Below are 21,935 nucleotides of genomic sequence, written 5' to 3'. Positions count from 1 at the left end.
CGCGATGTCCGATTCTGCCGACACCATTTCTGTCTCCGCCAACCCGCCGCCCGGCGGCACGACCAAGTCGAACGCGCCTGGCCCGACCGACATTACTGACCATACGGTTCGCCAGGAGGCCAAGAAGGCCTTTGTGTGGATCGGGATCGCTGCGCTTGTCGTGCTGGCGGTATTCCTGGCACAGCCGCTGCTAGTGATCTTTGGCGGGGTGGTGTTTGCCTCGCTGATTGAGGGTGGGCAACGCCTGCTCGGCCGGATTCTGCCCGGCCCGCGCGCGCTGCGGATCGCGCTGGTGCTGCTGGCGGCGGTCGGTTTCCTGGTATGGCTCGGCTATTTTGCCGGCAACCAGATCGCGGCACAGGCGGCGCAGTTTCCGCATATCATCCAGGGCCAGGCCCAGCGCACGCTGACCTGGCTGCACGGCCATGGCATCAACGTGGGCCAGGCTGACGTCTCCAAGATCGCCGAGCAGGTGATCGGCGGCGTCGGCCCCGTCACGCAGGCGCTGGGGGGAATTTTCGGTGGGTTCACCACGTTTTTCCTGATCGTGATCCTGGGCATCTATTTCGTGCTGGAGCCGGACATCTATCGGCGCGGCTTTGCCTGGCTGTTCCCGCTCGATCGCCGCCCGCATTTCCAGGTGACGCTGCAACGCATGGGCAAGTCGCTGCGCATGCTGCTGTTCGGGCGCATGATCGGCATGTTTACCGAAGGCCTGGCAACCTGGCTGCTGCTGGCCGTCTATGGCGTGCCGATGTCGGCGTTGCTGGGCATTCTGACCGGGCTGCTTGTGTTCCTGCCCAATATCGGCGCGCCGCTGTCTGGCCTGCTGATGGTGCTGGTGGGCTTTTCGGGCGGCACCGACATGGGGATCTACTGCATTATCGTCTACCTCGTGGTGCAGACGGTGGATGGCAACATCATCGTGCCGATGGTGGCCAAGAAGACCGCCGACCTTGCCCCGGCGATGGTGCTGGGCGCGCAGCTGATCTTTGGCGTGCTGTTCGGCATCCTGGGCCTGGCGCTGGCCGATCCGATCGTGGCGATGATCAAGATCGCCCTGGAACGGCAGGCCGAGCGCAACGACGATGAGCGGGACGAAACTGCCCCGGGCGAAACCCCCGCGCTGGCCACATGATGCCATGGTGATCAAGCGCGTGGTTCAGGCCGGCGCGCTGTTCGTGGTGCTGGCCTTGCTGTGCCTGGGCGTGTTGCGCCAGTGCTCGGCAGAAATCTCGCGCTATGCCTTTGCGCCCATCCACGCGTTCGAGCCGGGCGCACCGCCAGCGCCCAATGCCTATGCCGATCCTGCGATGTGGCTGGCGCGGCCCGGCATGGCCAATGACCCGGCACAGTGGCTGCCGCCGGGCATACCCGCCCCGCCCAGCGGGGATACGGCAGTGTTCTTCGTGCATTCGACCACCTATCTCAGCCGCAACCACTGGAATGCGCCGCTGGCCGATATCGATTCGCAGCGGCGCGCCAACATTCTGGTGGCGGCCACGGCCAGCGCGTTCAACGCAGTGGGGCCAGTATGGGTGCCGCGCTATCGCCAGGCCGCGTTGGGTGCCTTCCTGACCGACGGTGCCGATCGCCAGCGAGCGATGGACCTGGCCTATGCAGACATTCACGCGGCCTTTGCCGCGTTCCTGGCGGCCCTGCCCCCGCAGACGCCGATCATCATCGCCGGCCACAGCCAGGGCGCCTGGGCCGTGGCCCGCCTGCTGCACGATAGCGTGCAGGGACGCCCGGTGGCCCGGCGCGTGGTGGCCGCCTATGCCATCGGCTGGCCCATCGTGGCGGCAACGGCTGCGGCGGAAACCGGCTTTGCCCCGTGTACGGCGCCCGATCAGGCAGGATGCCTGGTCGGCTGGCTCAGCTTTGCCGAACCGGCCGATCCCACCCTGCTGATCGGCGCCTATCACCGCTGGCCGGATCACGCGCCCGGCCAGGGCCCGCTGATCTGCGTCAATCCGCTGACCGGCACGCAAGGCGGCGTTGCCACGCGCAAGGCCAACCGCGGCACGCTGCTGCCCGATGCAAACGACAGCGAGACCGAGCGCGCCGGGCCGCTGGTGGCTGGCCTCGTGCCGGCGCGGTGCGATGCGCGCGGGCTGTTGCTGATCGGGCCGCCGCCGCACATCGGACTGTTCGTGCTGCCGGGCAACACCTACCATGTCTACGATATCCCGCTGTTCTGGGCCAATCTGCGCGCCGATGCCCTGCGTCGCAGCGCCGCCTGGCACCAGGCCCGGGACGGAGGAACCCAATGATCACCCAAAATGTCGCCGACCTGCGCGCCGCCCTGCCAATGGGCGGGGTGCTGATGGGATTAGACCCTGGCACCAAGACCATCGGCGTGGCGCTGTGTGATGCCGGCTGGCACTTTGCCACCGCCGGGCAGACCGTGATCCGCCGCAAGTTTGCCCAGGACAAGGCAGCCTTGGCTGACATCATCGCGCAGCGCGGAGTCAAGGGCCTGGTCATCGGCCTGCCGCTCAACATGGATGGCAGCAATGGCCCGCGCAGCCAATCGGCCCGGGCCATGGCGCGCAACCTGGAAGACCTGGGCCTGCCCATCCTGATGTGGGACGAGCGCTGGTCGACCCAGGCGGCCGAGCGCACGATGATCGAGCAGGATTTCAGCCGGGCCAAGCGCGCCCAGCGCATCGATTCGCATGCCGCCGCGCTGATCCTGCAGGCAGCGATCGATACGCTGGCCGGCGGGGTGCTGTGATTTAACCAATCGGTTGAACCCCGGTCGACATTGCGGCAAGGAACAGCGATGGCAGAACACGAACCTTTCACCTGGCGCAAGCAGGGCCCCTTTGATCCGGCAGTGGCGGGCGAACTGCTGAGCAAGCTGGGCCACGGCGGCTTTCTCGGCATGCGCTATGGCGACCATGGTCCCGACTGGTTCGAAGCCGAATTGCCCTGGCGCGAGGATCTGGTGGGGGCGGGCAACAATGGCGTGCTGGCCTCCGGCCCGATCATCAGCCTGTTCGACAATTGCACATCGATGGCGATCTGGACGCGGCGGGGATGCTTCGTCCCCCATGTCACGCTGGACTTGCGCATCGACTATGTCCGGGCAGCCGTACCGGGGCGCAGCGTGATCGCGCGCGCGGAATGCTATCAGTTGCGCGGCGACCTGGCATTCGTGCGGGCGCTGGCCCACGATGGGGATATGGCCGATCCGCTGGCCCACGCTGCCGCCATCTTCATGGTGCTGGGAGACAGCGAATGAGCGAGGGCCAACGCGATGGCAGCGTCCTGTTCACCCTGCCACCCTTTGCCCTGGCCATGGGCATGACCCTGGCGGCGGATGAAGACAGCAGCCCGATCGTCACCATGCAGTTTGGCGCGCATTCGGAAGGGCGCCCCGGATTTCTGCACGGCGGCGCGATTGGCGGGCTGCTGGAAATGGCCGGGTTTGCTGCCCTCTCTGCCCATCTGGCGCGGAACGGGGTGAACCAGCGGATGAAGCCGATCAACATCTCGATCGAATACCTGCGCGCCGGGCTGCCACAGCCGGTCTACGCCATAGGCCAGGTGGTGCGCGCCGGACGGCGCGTGGCGAATGTGCGGGTGGAAGCCTGGCAGAGCGACCGCGCCGTGCCGATCGCCAGCTGCTGGATGAACTTTCACCTGGCCGCGCCCAAGGGCTGATTAACGGGGCAGTGGTGATCAGCCGGGCAGGCGCAGTTCCACGGTCAGGCCGGAGGGCAACGCTGCACCGGGCGGCAGGCGTTGCGCATCGGCGCGTGCGCGCACCAGGATAGCCAGCGGCACGGCGGCATCGGCCACCACGGCATCGGCCATGCCCAGAAGGCGCGCCTCGCGCAGGGTAAGGTCTTCCGGATCGTCCGAGCGCAGCACGATGACATGGTGCGCTGCCGCTACTTCGGCCGCACCTGCCAGCCATTCCTCCACCGCGGCGGGTGCATGCTCCACCATCGGATCGAGCGGGCCGCCCTCCGCCAGCGCGCCATCAAGCGCGCGGCGCCGATCGGCGCCATCGGGAAAGCGCGCGCGCAAGGCATCGCGCGCGGCAAAGAGCGCATTGGCCAGCGCGCCCAGCCCCTGGGGCAGCGCGCGTTCCAGCCGCAGCCGCACGTGCTTGGCCAGCCCCGCCGACGCGCCCGCCGTGCCGACAGCCACCACCACCGGGCTGCGATCGATCAGCGACGGCGTGGTAAAATCGCACAGCGCCGGGCGATCCACCACATTGACCAGCAAGCCGGCGCCCCGCGCGCGCAGGGCATCGGCCATGCAGGCATCGGCACTGTCATGGGCGATGAACGCCAGCCGCGCGCCGATATCGATGCCCTGGGCAAGATCATCCACCACCTGGCCGCCAGCGCGCTCCACCAGCCGCGCCTTGGCCTGCGCCGCATCGCCATGGCCCAGCACGATCACCGGCTGGCCGGCGATACGGTGGAACAGGGGCAGCGCGGGCAAGCTCATGGCAGCGGCCTAGCGGGTCACAGGCATGGCGTCAGGCCAGCCATTCGGGCACGCGTTCGGCCGCCAGGATCGTGGCTGGCTCGATCCGGTCGGCCACCACCGCCCACTTCGTGCCATCCACCATCACTTCGGGCACGAGGGGGCGCGAATTGTAGGTGTTGGCCATCGTCGCGCCATAGGCACCAGCCGTGCGGAACACGGCCAGATCGCCGCGCCTGACCGCATCGATCGTACGGCCCATGGCAAAGGTGTCGCTCGATTCGCAGATCGGGCCAACGATATTGGCCTCCATCGTGTCGCCATTGGGAGAAACCGCCGCGAAATCGTGCCAGGCATCGTAGAGCGCCGGGCGCGCCAGATCGTTCATGGCCGCGTCGACCACCACCCACGGGGCGCCGACGCCTTCCTTCACCCGCACCACCCGCGTCATCAGCACGCCGGTGTTGCCGGTGATCACGCGGCCGGGTTCGAACATCGCGGTAATGTCCCAGCCCTGCGTTACGCGGGCCACCATCGCGGCATAGTCTTCGGGCTGGGGAAAGACTTCCCCGGCCTTGTAGGGCACGCCCACGCCGCCGCCGAAATCGATGTGCGTCACGGCATGGCCCGCCGCGCGGATCGCCTGCATCAGCTGGCCGATCTTGGTAAAGGCTGCCTCCAGCGGATCGAGCCGCGACAGCTGGCTGCCGATATGCAGCGCCAGGCCGCGCATGGTCAGGCCCGGCGTGGTCGCCAGCCGGGCATAGATCGCCGCAGCGCGATCATACGGCACGCCGAACTTGTTTTCCGCCTTGCCGGTGGAAATCTTGCCATGCGTGCCGGCATCGACATCCGGGTTGACGCGCAGCGCGCAGGCCGCGGTCTTGCCCAGGCGGACGGCGATTTCCGCCAGTTCCAGGCCCTCTTCCTCGCTTTCCAGGTTGAACTGGCCGATGCCCGCCTCCAGCGCGCGGGCCAGTTCGGCGTGGGTCTTGCCCACCCCGGAAAAGACGATGCCCTCGGCTGCCATGCCGGCTGCCAGGGCGCGCTCCATCTCACCGCCCGAAACCACGTCGGCGCCATAGCCTTCGGCGGCCAGGACCTTGAGCACGGCAAGGTTGGGATTGGACTTGACGGCAAAGGCCAGCTTGACGCGCGGCAGGACCGCCAGCGCATCGCGGAACACGCGGGCGTGGCGCGTCAGCGTGGCGCGCGAATAGACATAGAGCGGCGTGCCCACGGCTTCGGCCAGCATGGGCAGGGCAATATCTTCGGCGTGCAGCACGCCGTTCACCTGGTGAAAGTGGTCCATCGAAACTCTCGAGAATGATCGTTGAAAACGCGTTATTCTTCGGGCGGCAGATCGAACGGGTCGTCTTCGCGCTCTTGCGAGCGGCTGCGCAATTCCACGTTGCGATCGGGCTTGGCCTGGATCGGCGCTTTCAACAGCGCGTCCGCCCCGCGGCTCTGCTCCCGGCCATAGGGCGCGGGCGGCAGGCCGTGCCCCGGCGCCGGTTTCAGCTCGCGTTTGTTGCCGCACCCGGCAAGGGCCAGGACGGCAAGACCAACGAGCACAATGCCAGCGGCTTTGGGGGCAGTGGGGCGGATCAAGCGATTACTCCTCCAGGCCAAGCGCTGCACGCGCCTGGGCCACACGCTTCCTTACCTCGGCCGGGGCGGTTCCGCCATGGCTGCAACGCGCCGCCACCGATGCTTCGACCGAAAGCGCGGCATAGACGCGTTCATCGATACGCGCATCAATGGCCTTGAGATCCTCTAGCGGCAGCTGATCGAGGGCGATTCCCCGGCTTTCGGCCAGTTTCACCGCGCTGCCGGTGATGTGGTGCGCCTCACGGAAAGGAATATTGGCCTGACGCACCAGCCAGTCGGCCAGGTCCGTCGCCGTGGCATAGCCCAGTTCGGCAGCGCCCCGCATGCGATCGGTGCGGAAACGCGCCTCGGCCACCATGCCGGTCATCGCCGCGATCGACAGCGCCAGCAGGCTGGCTGCCTCGAACACCGGCGGCTTGTCGTCCTGCATGTCCTTGGAATAGGCGAGCGGCAGACCCTTCATGGTGATCATCAGCGCGGTGAGGCAGCCGACGATGCGGCCCGAATGGCCGCGCACCAGTTCGGCCGCATCGGGATTCTTCTTCTGCGGCATGATCGAGCTGCCGGTCGACAGGCTGTCGGGCAGGGCAACGAAGCCAAACGGCTGGCTGGCCCAGATGATGAATTCCTCGGCCAGGCGCGAGAGGTGCAGCGAGCACTGCGCGGCGGCCATCAGGTAATCCAGGGCGAAATCGCGGTCGGATACCGAATCGAGGCTGTTGTCGGTCGGTCCGTCGAAACCGAGCGCCTGCGCCGTGCGGAAACGGTCGATCGGAAAGCCGGTACCGGCGAGCGCCGCCGCGCCCAGCGGCGAGCGGTTCATGCGCGCGCGAGCATCGGCGAAGCGCGAGCGATCGCGGCCGATCATCTCGTAATAGGCCATGAGGTGGTGGCCCAGCGTTACCGGCTGCGCGGTCTGCAGATGGGTGAAGCCGGGCATGATCGAGCCGGCATGCTCGCCGGCGCGCGCCACCAGCGCGGTCTGCAAGGCGAGCAGGCCCGAATCGACCTGGTCGATCGCATCGCGCACCCACAGGCGAAAATCGGTGGCAACCTGATCGTTGCGGCTGCGCGCGGTATGCAGGCGGCCCGCCGCCGGGCCGATCAGTTCGGCCAGCCGGCTTTCGGTGGTCATGTGGATGTCTTCAAGGTCCCAGTCTTCGGGCACGCCATTGGCTTCGTATTCGCCCGCCACCTGGTCCAGCCCCTGGGCGATCAGCGCGGCATCCTGCGCTTCCACGATGCCTTGGGTGGCCAACATGTCCACATGGGCCTTTGACGCGGCGATATCCTGGCGCCACAGCGCCTTGTCGAACGGGATCGAGGCGTTAATCTCGCGCATGATGGCCGAAGGGCCGGCGGCGAAACGCCCGCCCCACATCTGGTTGGAGCCCGAATTGCCACTCATGTCCGCTCGTCCGCCCTATCTGCCGTTGATTCTGGGTGCGCTGGCCGCAGCCACGCTTGGCGGCTGCGATAGGCAAGCAAACCCGCCGGCGCAACCGTCCAGCGCCGCCGCCACCTCTGCTGACGGTGGCGAGGCAGCGCCGGCTGCCGGCAAGGTTGATCTCAGCCACAAGGGATCGGCCATGCCGGCCTTTGCCTTGGCCACGCCCGAAGGCGGCAAGATCAGCGCCAAAGACCTGGCCGGCAAGCCCGTGCTGATCAATCTGTGGGCCACCTGGTGCGGCCCCTGCGTGGTGGAAATGCCCACGCTGGACAAGCTGGCTGCCGGTGGCCTGCGCGTGCTGACCGTCTCGCAGGATACCACCGGGCAGGTCGACAAGGTCAAGGGCTTCAAGGCCGAGCATGGCCTGGCCCATGTGCAGATGCTGCTCGACCCCGACAACGACCTGTCGTTCCACTATGGCACCGGCGTCTTGCCCACGACCGTGGTCTATGACGCGAAAGGCAAGGAAGTGGGCCGCGTGGTGGGCGCCTTCGATTGGACCGGGGCAGATGCCGCCGCCCTGATCAAGGCCGCAACGCAGGGCGGCGCCTGAGCCACCAGCGCCACAGCCCGGTGACATAGAGCGCGGCCGGCACCAGCCCGGCCGCGACCACCAGCATGCGCAACGGCAGCCCGGCGGCAGAGCCGTCGTGCAACGGGTGCAGCCACTTGAGCAGCACGTCCATCGGCCCGCCCTGCGCTACATTGGCCAGGCCAAGCACGGCGCCGCCATGCCGGTCGATCACGGCCCAGCTATGCGGAAAGCGCGGGGACGGATCAGCCGCCTGGGCCAGGCGGACGCGATAGGCGCCCTGCCCCTGCCCCGGCAATTCGATCCAGACCGCCCGCGCGCCGGGCAAGACCGCCTGGGCCAGGGCCACCGCACGGGACACGGCGATATCGGGCGTGCCGGGGGCGCCATCGGCGATCTGGCCCGGCACGTCTTGCGCGCCGCCCAGCACGGGCCGCAGCAGGTGGCCGGTTTCCTGCGGCAGGGCCAGCATGACGCCGGTAAGCGTGAGCAGCAGGAGCAGCGGCGCACCGGCCAGGCCCGCCAGCTTGTGCCAGTCATAGAGCCGGCGCACCGGCGCGGCGCGCGGTTTCATGCGCAGCGCCTTGGCCCAGCCGCCGCGCGGCCACCATGCCCATAGTCCGCTGGCCAAAAGCACTGCCAGTGCCAGCCCGGCCCAGCCAAAGATCGTACCCCCGACCGGCCCCAGTTGCAGGCAATAGTGCAGGTCATAGATCCAGGTCATGCCACCATCGCCCCAGAATTCGACGCGCAGCACGCGGCGGCCATCGGGCGAAAGCCAGGCCAGCAGCGGCGCATGGCCGGCGCCAGAACGCTCCGCCGGGTGGTAGTAGCGCGCTGGAATGGCGCCCGCGCCAGCGGTCAGTTCCAGCCGCCATGGCCCGGTGCGGGCGGGAAAGGCAGTGTGCAGGGTGGCGGCGGCGCGGTCCCAATCGGCCGGGCCGGCGCGCCCTGTCACCTGCACGGCCGGGTGCAGCGCGCGGTCGATCTCGACATAGAAGACCAGCAGCGCGCCGGTGATCCCGGCCAGGACCATCAGCGCGCCGAGCGACAGCCCCAGCCACAGGTGAAGCCGCCGCACCCAGGCGCGCGGCGAAAGGGTGCGGCGGGCCACGATCAGAACCGCACGCGCGCGCTGCCGGTCAGCCCCAGCCCTTCGGCCGGGCTGTGCGCGGTGGGAGAGCGGCTTTGCGCTGCCGTGACGCTGGCATCGTACCAGACATATTCATAGCGCCGGTTGAGCAGGTTCTTGCCCGTGAGCGACAGTTCCAGCTTGTCGATCGGGCGGAAGGCCACCTCGGCATTGAACACGGCATATTGGCCGAACTTGCCCACCGCCGGATCGTTGGCCGCAGTCAGCCAATAGCTGGACTGGCCATTGCCCCAGAGCGACAGGCGCCAGCGCGCGGCCGGGGTGAGATCCACCCCGCCCGACCACAGCCAGTGCGGCACATGGTCGATCTCGTGCCCCAGATAGCCAGGCGTGACCGGATCGGCGACGCGGATGCGCGAGGTTTGCCACGACAGCGCGCCCCAGGCCGACACGCCGTTGACCGGCTTGAGGTTGACCTGCACATCCACCCCGCGCCGGCGGGTCGCCCCGACGTTTTCGCTATCGCCCAGCGGATCGTTGAGCTTGCGCTTGATCTCGCCACTGGCATCCTGAAGCCACAGCGCGACGCGGGTTTCCACCCCGGCCATGGGGCGCAGCTTGATCCCCGCCTCCCAGCCGGCGTTGATCGAGGGCGCCAGGTTGGTGGTGCGCGGCGGGATCAGGTATGCGCCCGATCCGGTGCCGATCTGGAAGCTCTTGCCATAGTTGCCATAGAGCGTGACCTGATCGACCGGCGTGATCGCCACCTGCAGCTTGGGCTGGCTGATCGTGCCATAGGCGTTGATCGGCGCACTGGTGCCGGCCAGCCGGTTGTGAAACGTGCCGCCCACCCAGTCGAGCCGCCAGGCCGGGCTGATCGTCAGCCACCGCGTCGGCGCGAGCGTAAGCATCCCATAGACCCCGCCGACATTGAGCGTGAAGGCCTGGTCGCGCGTTTGCGCCGAAACCACCCGCGCCACCGTATTGTAGCGGCGCGAGACATTGTCCTGCCACTGCATGTCGCCGCCCAGCTCGGCCATGACCGGCGTGCCGGCCACGTGCGTGTGCCAGTGCAAGGCGCCGCTGATCCCGTAGTGGTCCTCGTCCGTCATCCGCCGCTGCTGCGACGTGGTGGCCGAGAATTTGACATAGCGATCATCGCGCAGCCGGTTGGCATAGGCCTTGGCCGTAAGATCGAGGCTGTCGCTGAACGTGGCGTCGAGATGGATGCTGCCCTGGGCCACGGTGCGGGTATCGCCATCGGTCTGGTTGTAGGCATTGGTCATGCGCGGATGGGCCGCGGCGTTTTCCAGGGTGAGATAGCCCGGTTCATCGGCCGTGCCGCGATACCAGCGGGCGATCGCGCCCACGCGCAGGGTGTCATTGGGGCGGAAGAACCACTTGCCCGCCAGGCTGCCCCGCGTCAGGGCGCCATGATCGCGCCACCCGCCGGCCTGCCGCCAGGCCGCCAGATAGTTCTGGCTGAAGCCACCGCGCTCGATCCCGGCCACGGCCTGCGCCTCATAGGTATCGAAGCTGCCGCCTGAAACCTTGCCTTCCAGGTAATTGCCGCCGATCCGCGTCTGGATATTGGCGCTGCCGGCAATGGCGTGCAGGCCATAGCGCGGATCGGACGTGCCGCGCACCACCTCGATCCCGGCGATATCGAGCGGAAAGACGCTGTCGATATAGGGCATGTTGCCATCGTTGCTGTTGGCCGGCACGCCATCGATCAACAGCTTGACCGCGTTGATTTCTCCCTCGCCGTTGAAGCCGCGAAAGCTGAACTTGCCGCTGGTGGTGCCCTGGTTGAAGTTGGTCAGCATCACGCCCGGCAGGCGGCCGACCAGTTCCCAGGCATAGTTGACGTTGGCATTCTGCGCGACATCGCCGCCCATGCGATCGATCGAAGTAAGCACGTTGCGCGATGAGGCGGCCATCGATCGCGCCGACACCACGATCTGTTCACCAATCGAAAAGCCGGTATCGACGGTATCGCTGCCGACAACCGGGCCTGGCGCGGCGTTTGGCGCAGGCGCTGCGGCCTGCGCGGGCATGGCGAAGACAAGCGCGCACGGCAGCGCGCCCAACGAAATCTGCATGAAACTATCCCCCGTCCGGCGCCAGTGGCCGGCCTGAACCTGATGATTGCGCCCGATCGCGGGCGGCACGTGTGGATCAGGCGATCAGGGGTGGGCCACGCAGTGGCGGCCAGGCATGCGCGCGCCGGCGCGGCGCAGGCACGGGGGTGGCGGCAAAGCCCAGGGCGAGAATGAAGGCCAGCGCCGCGGCCAGCAGCACGGGATCGGCCCCGCCGAGCAGGGCATGGCCCAGCGCGCCATAGGGACAGGTGCCCTGCGCCTTGGCATGGCTGGCACCGCCCTTTTCCGCGCCATCCTTCACCGGCACCACCACCTGGCGCACCAGGTCATGGCGTCCGTCGATCCCTTCGGAACAGAGCTGGATGGTAAAGCTGCGCGTCTGGCTGCCGGGCATGTAGCCAGCCGGAACCAGCGCCTTCATCGCCAACGACAGCGCGACCAGCCACAGGGCCAGCGCGGAATGCCGAAACAGAAAGGCGCGAAGGGCAATCATGCGACACGCGGCATAAGCGGCCGCCCCGCGATTGTCATCAGGACAAAATGTCGCGCCGCAATGGCAGGCGGCATTGCGGCCGCCTGCCTGCACCGTCAGATCGCGTGTTCGTCGTCTGCCGTCAGGTTGGCCAGGTCGCCCTCGATCGGCTGCTTGCCGGGCTTGGCGCGGCGATAGGCGTCAAAGCTCTTGCGATCGGCGTCGAAGGCCATGTCCCAGGGGATGTTGTCGCCGCGGAAGATCGCCGGGGCATTGGCCGCCCACAGCAGAGAGCCGAACTTGAAGTCCCACGCGCGCGGCACCCAGGCATCGTCGAGATAATCGGTATCGGCGTGGTATTCGGCCTCGCCGGCGTGGCCAGGCATTTCGCAATAGTAATAGATCGCCGAGGAGATGCGGTGGCGCGAGATGCCGCCGCTAGTGTTCATCGTGGTGTTCTTCCAGCCGCGGTTGTCCATGATGTTGGCGCCGAGCATGACCTCGTCGATATCATCGCAGCCAAAGGCGATGTGCATGAACTTGAAATGGTCCGGCGCGATTGGCAGGTCGCAGTTCACCCAGAAGATCGAGTGATGCTCGAACGTGCCGCCGGCGCGGGCGAAGATGCCGGTGCCCTTTGAGTGATCGACATAGCGGAAGCCGAGGTGGCGTTCGTAGAATTCGAAGCTGCCGACATAGTCGGGCGAGAAAAAGACGACGTGGTTGATCGTCTTGGGAATGGCGCGCTTGCGCCAGATGCGGTGCTGGTTGAAGCGCGGCCAGCTCGACGGCGTATTGACCGGGCTCGCTTCCGACACGACGGCGCGCTTGGCCCAGACACGCAGCGCGATCGGCTGGCCATCGGGGCAGACGCAATGCACGGTGCCATCGGCATCGCGGGTCACGGCAACCTCGGTCGCGAGGCTGGCGGCGATGCGCTCGAGGTTTTCAGCCGTATCGACACCCCAGACGGTTTCCTTGATGCCGTCACCAGCAAACGGATCGGGCACAGGCAGGCGCGGATCGCCATGGCGCACCACGATCACGCGGCTGCCCGATTGCAGGCGGAAAACGCTTTCATGCTCGCCCGTGCTTTCGAGCGGCAGGCCGAAATCTGCCCAGAAGCGGGTGTGTTCGGCAAGATCGGCCACGCCGAAGATGACGCTTTCAACGCCAAGGATGGCGGATGTGGACGAAAGGGGGCTGGATGCGATCGGCATGGGGTCTCCGCAGAATCTGTCACTGACCTTCATGCCGTGGATAGCTGCGGCGCGGAAACCGATGTTTCGGCAACCAAGCTATTCACCGCACGGATGGATCAGTTGCGGCGGAACAGCAGGGTGAGCAGGAACAGCACCGTCCTGAGATCGAGCAGGCGCAGCGCGGCACGGGCTTCGGCCGGGGTGAGCCGGGCAACCATCGGCATCGCGCCGAAGATCTTGCCGCGGATCACCAGGGTGTTGCCATCCGCCTCGATCTTGCGGATGGCCATGAGTTCCTTATCATTGGCGTCAAGAATCCGGGCGACGCGCGCCTTGGCCGCGCCCTTGTTCGGCAAGTTGGTCATTGCACGGCCCTTCCGCAAATCCGGTCGTAGTCCATTCCCAGGTCATCCATCATCTGGATCGCCGTGGCGCGCCCGGCCCCGAACACGCCGCCGCCGGGGTGCATGAACGGGCCGACGAGGTAGAGGCCCTCCACCTCCGGCACGCGCAGCGCGCCCAAGTCAGGCGTGGGGCGGTGGCCGGCGGATTGGTAGAAGAACGGCGCGCAGCCGTGGATATCCCCGCGCACGAAGCTCGCGGGGCTGTCACGCTCGTGGTCGAGCGGCGAGCGCACGAGGCGGCCGGTGATGTTGTCATCGCTCAGGTTGGCGTAGAACTTGCGGTATTGCGCCAGCGCGCGGTCGGCCACCTCGTCCTTGCAGGTGTCCCACGATTGCGGGCCGCCGGGGTGCAGGTCATACGGCGCGAAGTTGACGCCATAGAACACCCCGGCCCCGGCCGGCGCGCGGCTGGGATCGAAGATAGTGTTGTCACCGCCCGCGATCAGGCGCGCGCTCACCTCGCCACGGCGCAGCTTGTCGTATTCCAGCTGCATGTCGCGCACGGTGTAGAAGTCCATCAGCTCGGTCATCATCGCGTTGCAATCATTGCCAACGCGCAGTTGCAGGCGTTCCTTCAGCGTCAGGTGCGTGAGGTTGATCGAGAAGGTGGACTGGGTAACGCGTTCGGCGCGCTGCAAGACCGGCTCGGGCGCTTCTGCCACGAACGTGCGCAGGACATGCGGGTGGATCGCGCCGATCACGCCATCGCGGGCCATCACGCATTCGCCGTCGCGCAGTTCGAGCCCGGTGGCCCTGCCGCCCGAGACGATCACACGACGCACCTCGGCGTTGCAGCGCACTTCGCCGCCAAAATGCTCGATGGCGCGCACCAGGGCGTGGCTGAGCTGGCCCGAGCCGCCTTTCGGCATCGAACAGCCGAAGCTGTGGACGATGCCGGGCATGACGAAAGCGCCCATGCCGGTGCCGAGCTCATCGGGCATCTGCAGGTTTTCGGTGACCATGCGCACGATGTGCAGCTTGAGCAATTCGCTATCAAAGTAATGATCGACGATATCGAGCGCGCTGCGCTGCATGAGATCGAGCAGGAAGCGGCCTTCGTCCGACTGATCCATCATCGCCACGAACGCGCCGAGCGGAAACGGCGGGGCATACATCCCGCTCATCAGCATGGGCAGTGCCGTGGTGCTCATGCCGACAAAGCGGCGATAGGCTTCGGCGTCCTTTTCGCCGGCGACGCGGGCGAGTTCCTCGCAGGTGCGATCGAGATCCTTGTAGGACCGGATCACGGTGCCGTCTTCCCAGATCGAGACGTGGACGAGATCGGGATAGATATATTCGAGCCCGAACTTCGCGAGCAGACCCAGCTCGTCTTCGCGCAGCATGGGGTTGCCCTGGATCATGATGTGCACGTTGGAATGTTCATCGTGCCAGAATCCGGGGTGCAGCAATTCCCGCGTGGACACGCCGCCGCCGTAGTGCGGCTTGCGTTCGAGCACGAGGACCTTCTTGCCGGCCTTGGCCATATAGGCCGCGGCGACGAGGCCGTTGTGCCCCGCCCCCATCACGACGATGTCATGCTGGCTCATGCCGGCTCCTCCCCCAGAAAGGCGCGGAACCCGGCAAGCCCGGGGACATGCGACGCGCTGCCGCCATCGCAGACCAGCACCTGGCCGGTAATGTTGCGCGCAGCCTCGCTGGCGAGGAAGGCCACGGCCTCGGCGATATCCTCTGGCTCGCCAAGGCGATCGCGCAGGGTTTCGTCCTCTACCAGTTGGCGCAAGGCCGGGGGAAACGCCTCGCGCAGCGCCGGCGTCATCGTCATGCCGGGCGCCACCGCGTTGCAGCGCACGCCGGCGCGGCCATGGCTGGCAGCAATCGCGCGGGTCAGCTGGATCACGGCCGCCTTGCTGCTGGAATAGGCCGCCTGGATGATATGGCCCTGCAGCGCCAGGTTGCTGACGGTGTTGACGATGCAGCCGCGGCTTTCGCGCAGCGCGGGCAGCGCGGCGCGGCAGGCCATCATGGTACCGCGCACGTTGACCGCATAGGTGCGGTCCCACAAGTCTGTGTCCATGCGTTCCACGTCGCCATCGTTGCGCGCCACCTCGGGCCCCAGCAGCGCGGCATTGTTGTGCAGCACATCGAGCCGGCCAAAGTGGGCGACAACCTGCCCGACCATCGCCTGGATCGATGCTTCGTCGGCCAGGTCGAGCGGCACCGCAATGGCACCGGGCAATTGCGCAGCGAGCGCGGTGGCGCGCGCAACGGCAATGTCGGCCAGCGCCACGCGGGCGCCGCGCGCGGTCAGGAGGCGGGCAGTCGCCTCGCCGATTCCGCCAGCCCCGCCGGTGATGATGGCAACCTTGCCGTCCATGGCAATGGCATCTGCGGTCATGCGCATTCTCTCCCTGTTCGGTTGTGTCAGGCCGTTTTATGGTGATGGTGACAAAGCGGAAGACGGCACTTTTTTGTGCCCATGACAGGCGGGGGAGGCCGAGTTGGACAGCGCGCCATTGCACCAGGCCATCGCGCGGCTGGCCGCCGAGATGACCGCGCATGGCAAGCATCGCGATGACCCCGCGCGCGAAGTGATGGGCTTGCTGGGCGACCGCTGGTCCACGCTGATCCTGCTGGTCTTGGAAACGGGCGAATGGCGCCATGCCGACCTGCGCCGAACGCTGGGCCAGCTGTCAGCCGAGCAGGCGATATCGCAGCGCGTGCTGACCCTGAAGCTGCGCACGCTGGAGCGTGACGGCTTTGTGGCGCGCACGATTACTGGCTCGGTCCCGCCGAAAGTGAGCTATCGCCTCACGCCACTGGGCCGCGACCTCCACGGCCAGGCGCGCGCCCTGATCGACTGGATCAACACCCGCGCGGACAATATCCGGCTGGCGCGCGAAAGGTTCGACGCCACAGACAGTTAGCCTGAATCAGTGCTGGGGATGGTTCATCCGGTATTGCACTTCGATTTCATCAAGAGCGATCTTCGCGGCGCTGGGCAGTGGCACGACATTGTCCGCCACATCTGCCTTCGCACCCGCAGCCGCCTGGAGGCGTTCGACCACCCAGCGCAAGGCGCGGTCGTTGTTGTTGGCGATGTTCCACTGGATCGCTTCGCGGATCGGCGGGATGTCGAACGGAACTTCCCGCATGACCAGGGGCATCGCGCCAACGACGATTTCCGCCATGCGGCGGTGCATGGTGGCGATGCGCTTGGTGCCGAGGATAAGGCCGGGCAACGACAGGAACGAGGGCGCGATGACCTCTACCCGCCGCTGCTGCTTCTGGCGCCGCATGAACCAATCCTCGAACGCGGAAACCCGCGACTTGCCGAAACGGGGCGTGACGTGGCCCAGTTCGAGATACAGGTCACGCGTCATCGGCTGCGCCATGGCCGGATTGGCGGCATCGCCCACCACGACGTAATCGTCTTCGAACAGGACCTGGCTGGGATGATCGGCCGAGATCGCGATATCGATGGTAAGCAACAGGTCGATGTGTCCGCGCTCGATCGCTTCGATCGGGCTGTCGTTCATCGGCTGGATCTCGAAACGCAGATGCGGCGCATCCTTTTCGAGATCGGCCAGCACGCGGGTGAGCAGCACTTCGGTGGAATAGTCCGAGGCCATCATGCGGATGGTGCGGTCGGCAGTGGCAGGATCGAAGGGCGGCGCGACCGCCACGGTGGTGCGGATCTGTTCGAGCACGGCGCGCACCGGCTCGATCAGTTCTTCCGCCCGCGCAGTGAGGATCATCGCCCTGCCCTTCACCACCAGCAGTTCGTCCTCGAAATACTCGCGCAGGCGGCCCAGCGCGCTGGAGGTGGCGGATTGCGACAGGCACAGCCGATCGGCCGCCAGGCTGACGCTGCGTTCGGTCAACAGCACGTCGAGCGCCACGAGCAGGTTGAGATCGAGCCTTCCGTAGCGCATCGCCATCTCCCTCGCCCCTCAGATCATTGCGAGGGCGTTGGAGACGAGTGTAGCAGCATCGCCATCGTGTGCAAAACCGGCGCGGTCCGCCGCTGCCGTGGTCAGCGGGGGCTGCGCGGCAAAGGCTGCTTCGAGCGATGGATCGGGCTGGTAACTGACCAGATCGGCCGCCACCCCGCACTGACGGGCGATTTCCCCGGCCAGATCGCCCATGGCAACGCGCAATGCCGGAAGCGTCACCGCGCGGGTGTTCGGCATCAGCCCACTGTCGAGGTTGAGGGCATGGACCAGGTTGTCGACGCAGCGCGTCACCGATTGCGCCCAGATCGTTCCCTCGGCCGAGACCGGGCAGACAAAGCGCTCGCCGGCCTTTAGCGCATGGAACAGGTTGGAAATGAAGGCCGATTTCAATCCTGACGGTCCCTTGGGACGGGCCAGAATGCCCGACAGGCGAACAGTGACGCCATCGATCAGGCCGCGGTTGGAAAACATCGCGACGGCATGCTCCATCATCGCCTTGTGCCCGCCGTAGATCATCTTGGGGCTGAGCGGCGTGCCATCGTCCACCTGTGCCGGGAACGGATCGCCGAACACCGCGATCGAACTGGCATAGACCACGCGCAGGCCGGGATTGAGCGCAGCCGCCTCGAGCAGCAGGTCATACATCGCATCGACGTTGATGCGCCGCGACAGCGCGGGATCGGCTTCTGCCGCACCGCCGGGCACCGTGGCGAGGTGGACCAGCGCATCGCACCCCTGCGCCAGTGCCGCCCCCCGCACGGCAGCATCGCCCATGTCCCCCACGATCAGCCGCGCCGGCGCGGGCAGATCGGCGGGCATGGTATCGAGCCCGGTAACCTCGTGGCCGGCGCCGACCAGCCTGCCGACCAATGCCCGACCGACAAAACCGCCAGCGCCCGTCACCACGATATGCATTGCGAAACGCTCCTTAGAAATTGCCGGAAAGACGCAGGCCCCAGGTCCGCGGGGCGGAAAAGTGCCCGACGGCCATGCCGAGCGGCGAAGCCTGCGGCGCAAGGTCGCGGCGCTTGTTCTCGATGTTGCGAACAAAGCCGGTAAGCGCCAGGCTTCCGTTGGCGGCGCGCACCGTCAGCGACGCGTCGGTCGTCCAGTATGCGGGAATGCGCTCAAAATCGAGATATTCGAAAGCGCCCCACTGGCTGTCGCGCCAGGCAGTGTTGACGTTGGCCACCAGTTCGACGTCGGCGTTGAGCGGCACCACCTGCTCGGCGCCGAGGTTGACCGTCCACTTCGGGCTGAACAGCAACGGATTGCCCGAGCAGTTGAAGTCCTTGACCGGCGCACCGCCAGCGACGGCCCCGGTATAGGTGAACGGGCAACCGATGTTGTCACGCGGCGAGGCGGTATAGAGGTGGAGGTCGTTGTACTTGGTATCGAGGTACTGGACCTTGGCGCTGAGCGTGGTGCCACGGGTGGGCTTGACCACGAGATCGGCGTCGAAGCCCTTGATCGTGGAACGACCGGCGTTCTCGTTCGAGCTGATCAGGGTGCCGCTGGTGTCAACGGTGAAATAGGTGATCTGCTGGTCGCGGTACTTCCACAGGAAGCCCTCGAGATTGAGCTGGACGTGATTGTCAAAGAACCGGTTCTTTGATCCGATGGTGTAGGCGGTGATGAACTCGGGCAGATACGAGGTCTTGCTCTCGGTCATCTGCAGGCCGCCGGCGCGATAACCGGATTCCGCTGTGGCGTAGAGCAGGCTGGTGGGCGTGACATCGAATTCGGCCGAGGCCTTCCACGTTACGCGCGAATAGGTCCTGCTATCGACGACGGGGTTGTAGGTCTTGAGAATGGCGCCGACGCCATTGACCAGCGGAAATACCTGGTAGCCGGGCTGGTTGGTGCTGTTGCCAGCGATCCAGCCGTTCGACTTGAGCCAGTTGATCGTGTCGCCGGTGTTCAGGAAATTGGGATAATAGGGCATGTTGCCCGGCGTGGCGCAGCCAGCGCCGAACGAGGCCGGCGGCGTGATCAACGCGGGGGGCGGCCCACCGCAGAACGTGATAAAGTTGTTGATCAACCCATCGATCGACTTCTTGTCGTGGGTATAGCGCGCGCCGCCGATCAACCGGAACCGGTCGGACACATGGGCGGTCAACTGGCCGAACGCGGCATAGCTGTCGGTCTTGTGGCGATAATCCACGATCGGCAGCACGAATTCCTGGTTATACTCGTCGTTGGCCTTGATCTTTTCATTGAAGTAGTAGGCGCCCAGCACATAGTCGAGCATCCCGGTCTTGCCGGAAAGGCGGGCTTCCAGGCTGGTCTGCTTCACCTTTTCGACGGTGTGGGCCACGTTGAAAGCCGGACCATAGAAGAAGGAATTGTCGCTGCTTTCGCGATAGGCCGGGATCACCGTCAGCTTGCCGATGCCGGTCTTCCAGTTGATTTCGGCATTGACGCCCCAATAGGTGCTGTCCTGCCGCTGATCCTGGTTCATTGCGCTCAGGAAGCCGAAAGCCGGCGCGCCGATGTTCTGCGCACGGAAAGCGTTGGCGGCAGGGGTGTTGAAACCCTCGCTCGAATCCAGGTTGGCGGGGAAGAAGCTATAGCCCGTGGGGCCAGGAATATACCCGCCGATATAGCTGCCGCCCGCGCCACGGCCGCCCAGGTGGGTGTAATCGGCGCCGATGCGCACCGACAGGTCGCTGCTCGGCTCGACCAGGAACTGCGCGCGCAGCGAGCCGCGCTTGGCATCGTCGGTGCCATCGCGGTTGTAGCCATCGTGGGTGGAATAGGCTCCGCTTACGCGCAATGCGGAATTGGCGCTGGTGGCCAGGTTGACGTGGGCATCGGCATCCACGGCATTGTAATTGCCGGCAGAGATGTTGAAGCCCATCGAATTGCGGCCGATTTCGGGATGGGCCGGAATGATGTTGACCGCGCCGCCGGTCGCGTTGCGACCATAGAGGATGCCCTGCGGCCCCTTGAGCACTTCCACGCGCTGCAGGTCATAGAACGCCGCGCCGAACACGCCGCCGCCGCGGCCGAGCACCACGCCATCATAGCTGGGGGTGACCGCCGGATCGTTGTAGCTGCTGGTGGTGATGTTGCCGACGCCGCGAATGAAGATCGAGGCGATATTGCCGCCGGGCTGCGGGATCGAAAGCGAGGGCACCGCCTTGGTGATGTCGGCCGACGAGGTGATGCCGCGCTGGGCCAGATCGTTGCCGGTGACGGCATCGATCGCGAGCCCAGCCTTTTGCAGCGATTCCTCGCGGCGCTGGGCGGTGACGATGATTTCGCCGATCCCGCCATTGTCCGCCGGAGCCGCGGCGGTAGCCGTGGTCGTGGCCGCTGCAGGCTGGTCCTGGGCGGGCGTTTCGGCCGCGAATGCCGGCGTGGCGACAATGGCCAGGGCGCTCGTGGCGAGCAGAAGGGTGCGCATGGTTTTTCCTCCCCGTAAATGTGGCGCTTGAATTGCTTGATCTTGCGGTTAGCCCGGCCCGCCGCAAATATCTTACCGATTGAATCGATAGATCCCTATCCACAGTTCGGATTTGTACAGTGTGTCCGCTTCGTTAGGTCATGCCCCCTATGAACCGGGAGACAATCAGCAGCATCGCAACGGCGCTTGTCGTTGGCGGCGGTATTGGCGGCATGGCAACGGCGATCAGCCTGGCCGAGCGGGGAGTGAAGGTCGACCTGATCGATCTCGACCCGGAATGGCGGGTCTATGGCGCCGGGATCACCATCACCGGCCCCACCCTGCGCGCGTACCGCCAGCTTGGCCTGCTCGAACAGATCAAACAGCAGGGCGCCATCACCAGCAAGACGCGCCTGTTCCGCTATGACGGGCACCACATCCTCGACCTGGAAGAGCCGGTAATCGAGGAAGGCTTGCCCGCAACCGGCGGGATCATGCGGCCGATCCTGCACCACATCATGCAGCGCCGGGTTACCGAACTGCAGATCCCGGTCCAGCTGGGCCTGACCGTGTCCGCGCTGGAGAACCGCGACGATGGGGTCGACGTGCGCTTTTCCAACGGAACGGAAGGCCGCTATGACCTGGTAGTGGGGGCAGACAGCGTGGCTTCGGGCGTGCGCAGCATCGCCTTTCCGCACATGGGCCCGGCACAGCCGACCGGCCAGGGATGCTGGCGCATCTCGATCGCCAAGCCGCCGGGGCTCAACGCCAGCGAGTTCTTTCTGGGCCATGCCAATCCGGCGGGAATCACCCCCTGCGCGCCCGACAAGATCTATCTGTGGATGCTTACCCCGCATGTGGAGCGCGAGCAGCACATGGACGAGGAAGAGCTGTTCGTCACGCTCAAGGAGCTGCTGCGCGACTTCGGCGGCAATGCCGGGTGGATCCGCGACACGATGACGCGCGAGGACTGGATCAACTATCGCCCGCTCGCCGCCGTGCTGCAGCCGCGCGACTGGTTCAACGGGCGGATCGTGCTGGTGGGCGATGCCGTGCACGCGACCACGCCGCACCTGGCATCAGGCGCCGGGATGGCGGTGGAAAGTGGCATCGTGCTGGCCGAAGAGCTGGCGCGGACGCCGGACGTGGCCAGCGGGCTGCGCGCCTATCAGGAACGGCGCTTTGACCGTTGCCGCGACGTGATCGAGACCAGCGTGGCCGTGGGCCAGTTGCAACTGGAAAACGGTGACCCGCAAATCCACGCCAAGATGCTGGAAGGCGCGCTGCACCGGCTGAACGCGCCCTACTGATCCCGAAGCGT

The 21,935-nt window shown here is 66.4% G+C and carries 22 protein-coding genes; 8 read left to right on the top strand and 14 right to left on the bottom strand.

The window, feature by feature from the left end:
* The first annotated feature begins 4 nt into the window (after positions 1-4).
* Genes ABIC78_RS15685 through ABIC78_RS15665 form a run of 5 tightly spaced genes read left to right on the top strand, consistent with a single transcriptional unit; the run spans position 5 to position 3,669 of the window.
* The gene (locus ABIC78_RS15685) at positions 5-1,138 is read left to right on the top strand and encodes an AI-2E family transporter (protein ID WP_354490677.1); all 1,134 of its coding nucleotides are present in this window, start codon (positions 5-7) and stop codon (positions 1,136-1,138) included.
* Positions 1,139-1,142: 4 nt separating this feature from the next.
* Positions 1,143-2,273 (top strand): DUF3089 domain-containing protein, encoded by a 1,131-nt coding sequence (locus ABIC78_RS15680; protein ID WP_158271987.1) that lies wholly within the window; start codon positions 1,143-1,145, stop codon positions 2,271-2,273.
* A complete protein-coding gene (ruvX, locus tag ABIC78_RS15675) occupies positions 2,270-2,737 on the top strand; it encodes a Holliday junction resolvase RuvX (RefSeq protein WP_022676863.1) in 468 nt (155 codons plus the stop codon). The genes ABIC78_RS15680 and ruvX overlap by 4 nt, the downstream gene beginning before the upstream one ends.
* A gap of 48 nt (positions 2,738-2,785) precedes the next feature.
* Complete coding sequence (locus ABIC78_RS15670; protein ID WP_022676862.1) at positions 2,786-3,247, top strand: PaaI family thioesterase; 462 nt, start codon at positions 2,786-2,788, stop codon at positions 3,245-3,247.
* A complete protein-coding gene (locus tag ABIC78_RS15665; RefSeq protein WP_168353230.1) occupies positions 3,244-3,669 on the top strand; it encodes a PaaI family thioesterase in 426 nt (141 codons plus the stop codon). Before ABIC78_RS15670 ends, ABIC78_RS15665 begins: the two co-directional genes overlap by 4 nt.
* Before the next feature lie 18 nt (positions 3,670-3,687).
* On the opposite strand, the gene ABIC78_RS15660 is transcribed toward ABIC78_RS15665, so the two are convergent.
* From ABIC78_RS15660 to argH, 4 genes are read right to left on the bottom strand one after another with little or no spacing between them, the layout of a single operon-like run.
* Positions 3,688-4,467 carry a precorrin-2 dehydrogenase/sirohydrochlorin ferrochelatase family protein gene (locus tag ABIC78_RS15660; RefSeq protein WP_168353229.1) on the bottom strand — a complete coding sequence of 260 codons (780 nt, stop codon included), beginning with the start codon at positions 4,465-4,467 and terminating at the stop codon, positions 3,688-3,690.
* Between the two features lie 31 nt (positions 4,468-4,498).
* Positions 4,499-5,758 (bottom strand): diaminopimelate decarboxylase, encoded by a 1,260-nt coding sequence (gene lysA / locus ABIC78_RS15655; protein ID WP_171797577.1) that lies wholly within the window; start codon positions 5,756-5,758, stop codon positions 4,499-4,501.
* A 32-nt stretch (positions 5,759-5,790) separates the two neighbouring features.
* Positions 5,791-6,057, bottom strand: coding sequence for a hypothetical protein (locus ABIC78_RS15650; protein ID WP_107718845.1), 267 nt, complete (start codon positions 6,055-6,057; stop codon positions 5,791-5,793).
* Positions 6,058-6,061: 4 nt separating this feature from the next.
* Positions 6,062-7,438, bottom strand: a complete 1,377-nt coding sequence (gene argH / locus ABIC78_RS15645; RefSeq protein ID WP_062788086.1) for an argininosuccinate lyase — start codon at positions 7,436-7,438, stop codon at positions 6,062-6,064.
* Between the two features lie 25 nt (positions 7,439-7,463).
* Between argH and ABIC78_RS15640 the strand changes: the two genes are divergently transcribed.
* Entirely contained in the window at positions 7,464-8,060 is a 597-nt protein-coding gene (locus ABIC78_RS15640; RefSeq protein WP_022676857.1) for a TlpA family protein disulfide reductase, read from the top strand.
* On the opposite strand, the gene ABIC78_RS15635 is transcribed toward ABIC78_RS15640, so the two are convergent.
* From ABIC78_RS15635 to ABIC78_RS15605, 7 genes are all read right to left on the bottom strand, one after another.
* Positions 8,032-9,153, bottom strand: a complete 1,122-nt coding sequence (locus tag ABIC78_RS15635; RefSeq protein WP_197279269.1) for a PepSY-associated TM helix domain-containing protein — start codon at positions 9,151-9,153, stop codon at positions 8,032-8,034. The genes ABIC78_RS15640 and ABIC78_RS15635 overlap by 29 nt on opposite strands.
* A 2-nt stretch (positions 9,154-9,155) precedes the next feature.
* Positions 9,156-11,234, bottom strand: coding sequence for a TonB-dependent receptor (locus ABIC78_RS15630; RefSeq protein ID WP_354490672.1), 2,079 nt, complete (start codon positions 11,232-11,234; stop codon positions 9,156-9,158).
* 76 nt (positions 11,235-11,310) lie between these two features.
* Positions 11,311-11,727, bottom strand: a complete 417-nt coding sequence (locus tag ABIC78_RS15625; protein WP_022675224.1) for a DUF2946 family protein — start codon at positions 11,725-11,727, stop codon at positions 11,311-11,313.
* Between the two features lie 95 nt (positions 11,728-11,822).
* Positions 11,823-12,926, bottom strand: coding sequence for a VOC family protein (locus ABIC78_RS15620; RefSeq protein ID WP_022675225.1), 1,104 nt, complete (start codon positions 12,924-12,926; stop codon positions 11,823-11,825).
* Positions 12,927-13,024: 98 nt separating this feature from the next.
* A complete protein-coding gene (locus tag ABIC78_RS15615) occupies positions 13,025-13,273 on the bottom strand; it encodes a hypothetical protein (protein WP_022675226.1) in 249 nt (82 codons plus the stop codon).
* Positions 13,270-14,859 (bottom strand): phytoene desaturase family protein, encoded by a 1,590-nt coding sequence (locus ABIC78_RS15610; protein ID WP_022675227.1) that lies wholly within the window; start codon positions 14,857-14,859, stop codon positions 13,270-13,272. The genes ABIC78_RS15615 and ABIC78_RS15610 overlap by 4 nt, the downstream gene beginning before the upstream one ends.
* Positions 14,856-15,668 (bottom strand): SDR family NAD(P)-dependent oxidoreductase, encoded by an 813-nt coding sequence (locus ABIC78_RS15605; protein ID WP_171797575.1) that lies wholly within the window; start codon positions 15,666-15,668, stop codon positions 14,856-14,858. Before ABIC78_RS15605 ends, ABIC78_RS15610 begins: the two co-directional genes overlap by 4 nt.
* Positions 15,669-15,771: 103 nt before the next feature.
* Between ABIC78_RS15605 and ABIC78_RS15600 the strand changes: the two genes are divergently transcribed.
* Positions 15,772-16,197 carry a winged helix-turn-helix transcriptional regulator gene (locus tag ABIC78_RS15600; protein ID WP_022675229.1) on the top strand — a complete coding sequence of 142 codons (426 nt, stop codon included), beginning with the start codon at positions 15,772-15,774 and terminating at the stop codon, positions 16,195-16,197.
* Positions 16,198-16,203: 6 nt separating this feature from the next.
* Here the strand turns inward: ABIC78_RS15600 and ABIC78_RS15595 are convergent, their stop codons facing one another.
* From ABIC78_RS15595 to ABIC78_RS15585, 3 genes are read right to left on the bottom strand one after another with little or no spacing between them, the layout of a single operon-like run.
* Positions 16,204-17,205, bottom strand: a complete 1,002-nt coding sequence (locus tag ABIC78_RS15595) for a LysR family transcriptional regulator (protein ID WP_028657575.1) — start codon at positions 17,203-17,205, stop codon at positions 16,204-16,206.
* 18 nt (positions 17,206-17,223) lie between these two features.
* The gene (locus ABIC78_RS15590; RefSeq protein ID WP_022675231.1) at positions 17,224-18,141 is read right to left on the bottom strand and encodes an NAD-dependent epimerase/dehydratase family protein; all 918 of its coding nucleotides are present in this window, start codon (positions 18,139-18,141) and stop codon (positions 17,224-17,226) included.
* 13 nt (positions 18,142-18,154) lie between these two features.
* Complete coding sequence (locus tag ABIC78_RS15585) at positions 18,155-20,635, bottom strand: TonB-dependent receptor (protein WP_169049811.1); 2,481 nt, start codon at positions 20,633-20,635, stop codon at positions 18,155-18,157.
* A 149-nt stretch (positions 20,636-20,784) separates the two neighbouring features.
* Between ABIC78_RS15585 and ABIC78_RS15580 the strand changes: the two genes are divergently transcribed.
* Positions 20,785-21,924: an FAD-dependent monooxygenase gene (locus ABIC78_RS15580; RefSeq protein ID WP_171797574.1), complete on the top strand. Its 1,140-nt coding sequence runs from the start codon at positions 20,785-20,787 to the stop codon at positions 21,922-21,924.
* The last annotated feature ends 11 nt before the right edge of the window (positions 21,925-21,935 follow it).

This window comes from Novosphingobium sp. 1529 (assembly GCF_040544855.1).
Taxonomy (GTDB): Bacteria; Pseudomonadota; Alphaproteobacteria; order Sphingomonadales; family Sphingomonadaceae; genus Novosphingobium; species Novosphingobium capsulatum.
The sequence above is the reverse complement of the archived record's forward strand: the minus strand, read 5'-3'. Positions and strand labels throughout refer to the sequence as shown.

Coding starts and splice junctions, on each gene's coding strand:
- ABIC78_RS15665 (WP_168353230.1), top strand. CDS start 3,244: ATGAGCGAGGGCCAACGCGATGGCAGCGTCCTGTTCACCCTGCCACCC.
- ABIC78_RS15585 (WP_169049811.1), bottom strand. CDS start 20,635: ATGCGCACCCTTCTGCTCGCCACGAGCGCCCTGGCCATTGTCGCCACG.
- ABIC78_RS15580 (WP_171797574.1), top strand. CDS start 20,785: ATGAACCGGGAGACAATCAGCAGCATCGCAACGGCGCTTGTCGTTGGC.
- ABIC78_RS15595 (WP_028657575.1), bottom strand. CDS start 17,205: ATGCGCTACGGAAGGCTCGATCTCAACCTGCTCGTGGCGCTCGACGTG.
- ABIC78_RS15615 (WP_022675226.1), bottom strand. CDS start 13,273: ATGACCAACTTGCCGAACAAGGGCGCGGCCAAGGCGCGCGTCGCCCGG.
- ABIC78_RS15590 (WP_022675231.1), bottom strand. CDS start 18,141: ATGCATATCGTGGTGACGGGCGCTGGCGGTTTTGTCGGTCGGGCATTG.
- ABIC78_RS15680 (WP_158271987.1), top strand. CDS start 1,143: ATGGTGATCAAGCGCGTGGTTCAGGCCGGCGCGCTGTTCGTGGTGCTG.
- ABIC78_RS15640 (WP_022676857.1), top strand. CDS start 7,464: ATGTCCGCTCGTCCGCCCTATCTGCCGTTGATTCTGGGTGCGCTGGCC.
- ruvX (WP_022676863.1), top strand. CDS start 2,270: ATGATCACCCAAAATGTCGCCGACCTGCGCGCCGCCCTGCCAATGGGC.
- argH (WP_062788086.1), bottom strand. CDS start 7,438: ATGTGGGGCGGGCGTTTCGCCGCCGGCCCTTCGGCCATCATGCGCGAG.
- lysA (WP_171797577.1), bottom strand. CDS start 5,758: ATGGACCACTTTCACCAGGTGAACGGCGTGCTGCACGCCGAAGATATT.
- ABIC78_RS15630 (WP_354490672.1), bottom strand. CDS start 11,234: ATGCAGATTTCGTTGGGCGCGCTGCCGTGCGCGCTTGTCTTCGCCATG.
- ABIC78_RS15610 (WP_022675227.1), bottom strand. CDS start 14,859: ATGAGCCAGCATGACATCGTCGTGATGGGGGCGGGGCACAACGGCCTC.
- ABIC78_RS15620 (WP_022675225.1), bottom strand. CDS start 12,926: ATGCCGATCGCATCCAGCCCCCTTTCGTCCACATCCGCCATCCTTGGC.
- ABIC78_RS15625 (WP_022675224.1), bottom strand. CDS start 11,727: ATGATTGCCCTTCGCGCCTTTCTGTTTCGGCATTCCGCGCTGGCCCTG.
- ABIC78_RS15670 (WP_022676862.1), top strand. CDS start 2,786: ATGGCAGAACACGAACCTTTCACCTGGCGCAAGCAGGGCCCCTTTGAT.
- ABIC78_RS15660 (WP_168353229.1), bottom strand. CDS start 4,467: ATGAGCTTGCCCGCGCTGCCCCTGTTCCACCGTATCGCCGGCCAGCCG.
- ABIC78_RS15605 (WP_171797575.1), bottom strand. CDS start 15,668: ATGACCGCAGATGCCATTGCCATGGACGGCAAGGTTGCCATCATCACC.
- ABIC78_RS15685 (WP_354490677.1), top strand. CDS start 5: ATGTCCGATTCTGCCGACACCATTTCTGTCTCCGCCAACCCGCCGCCC.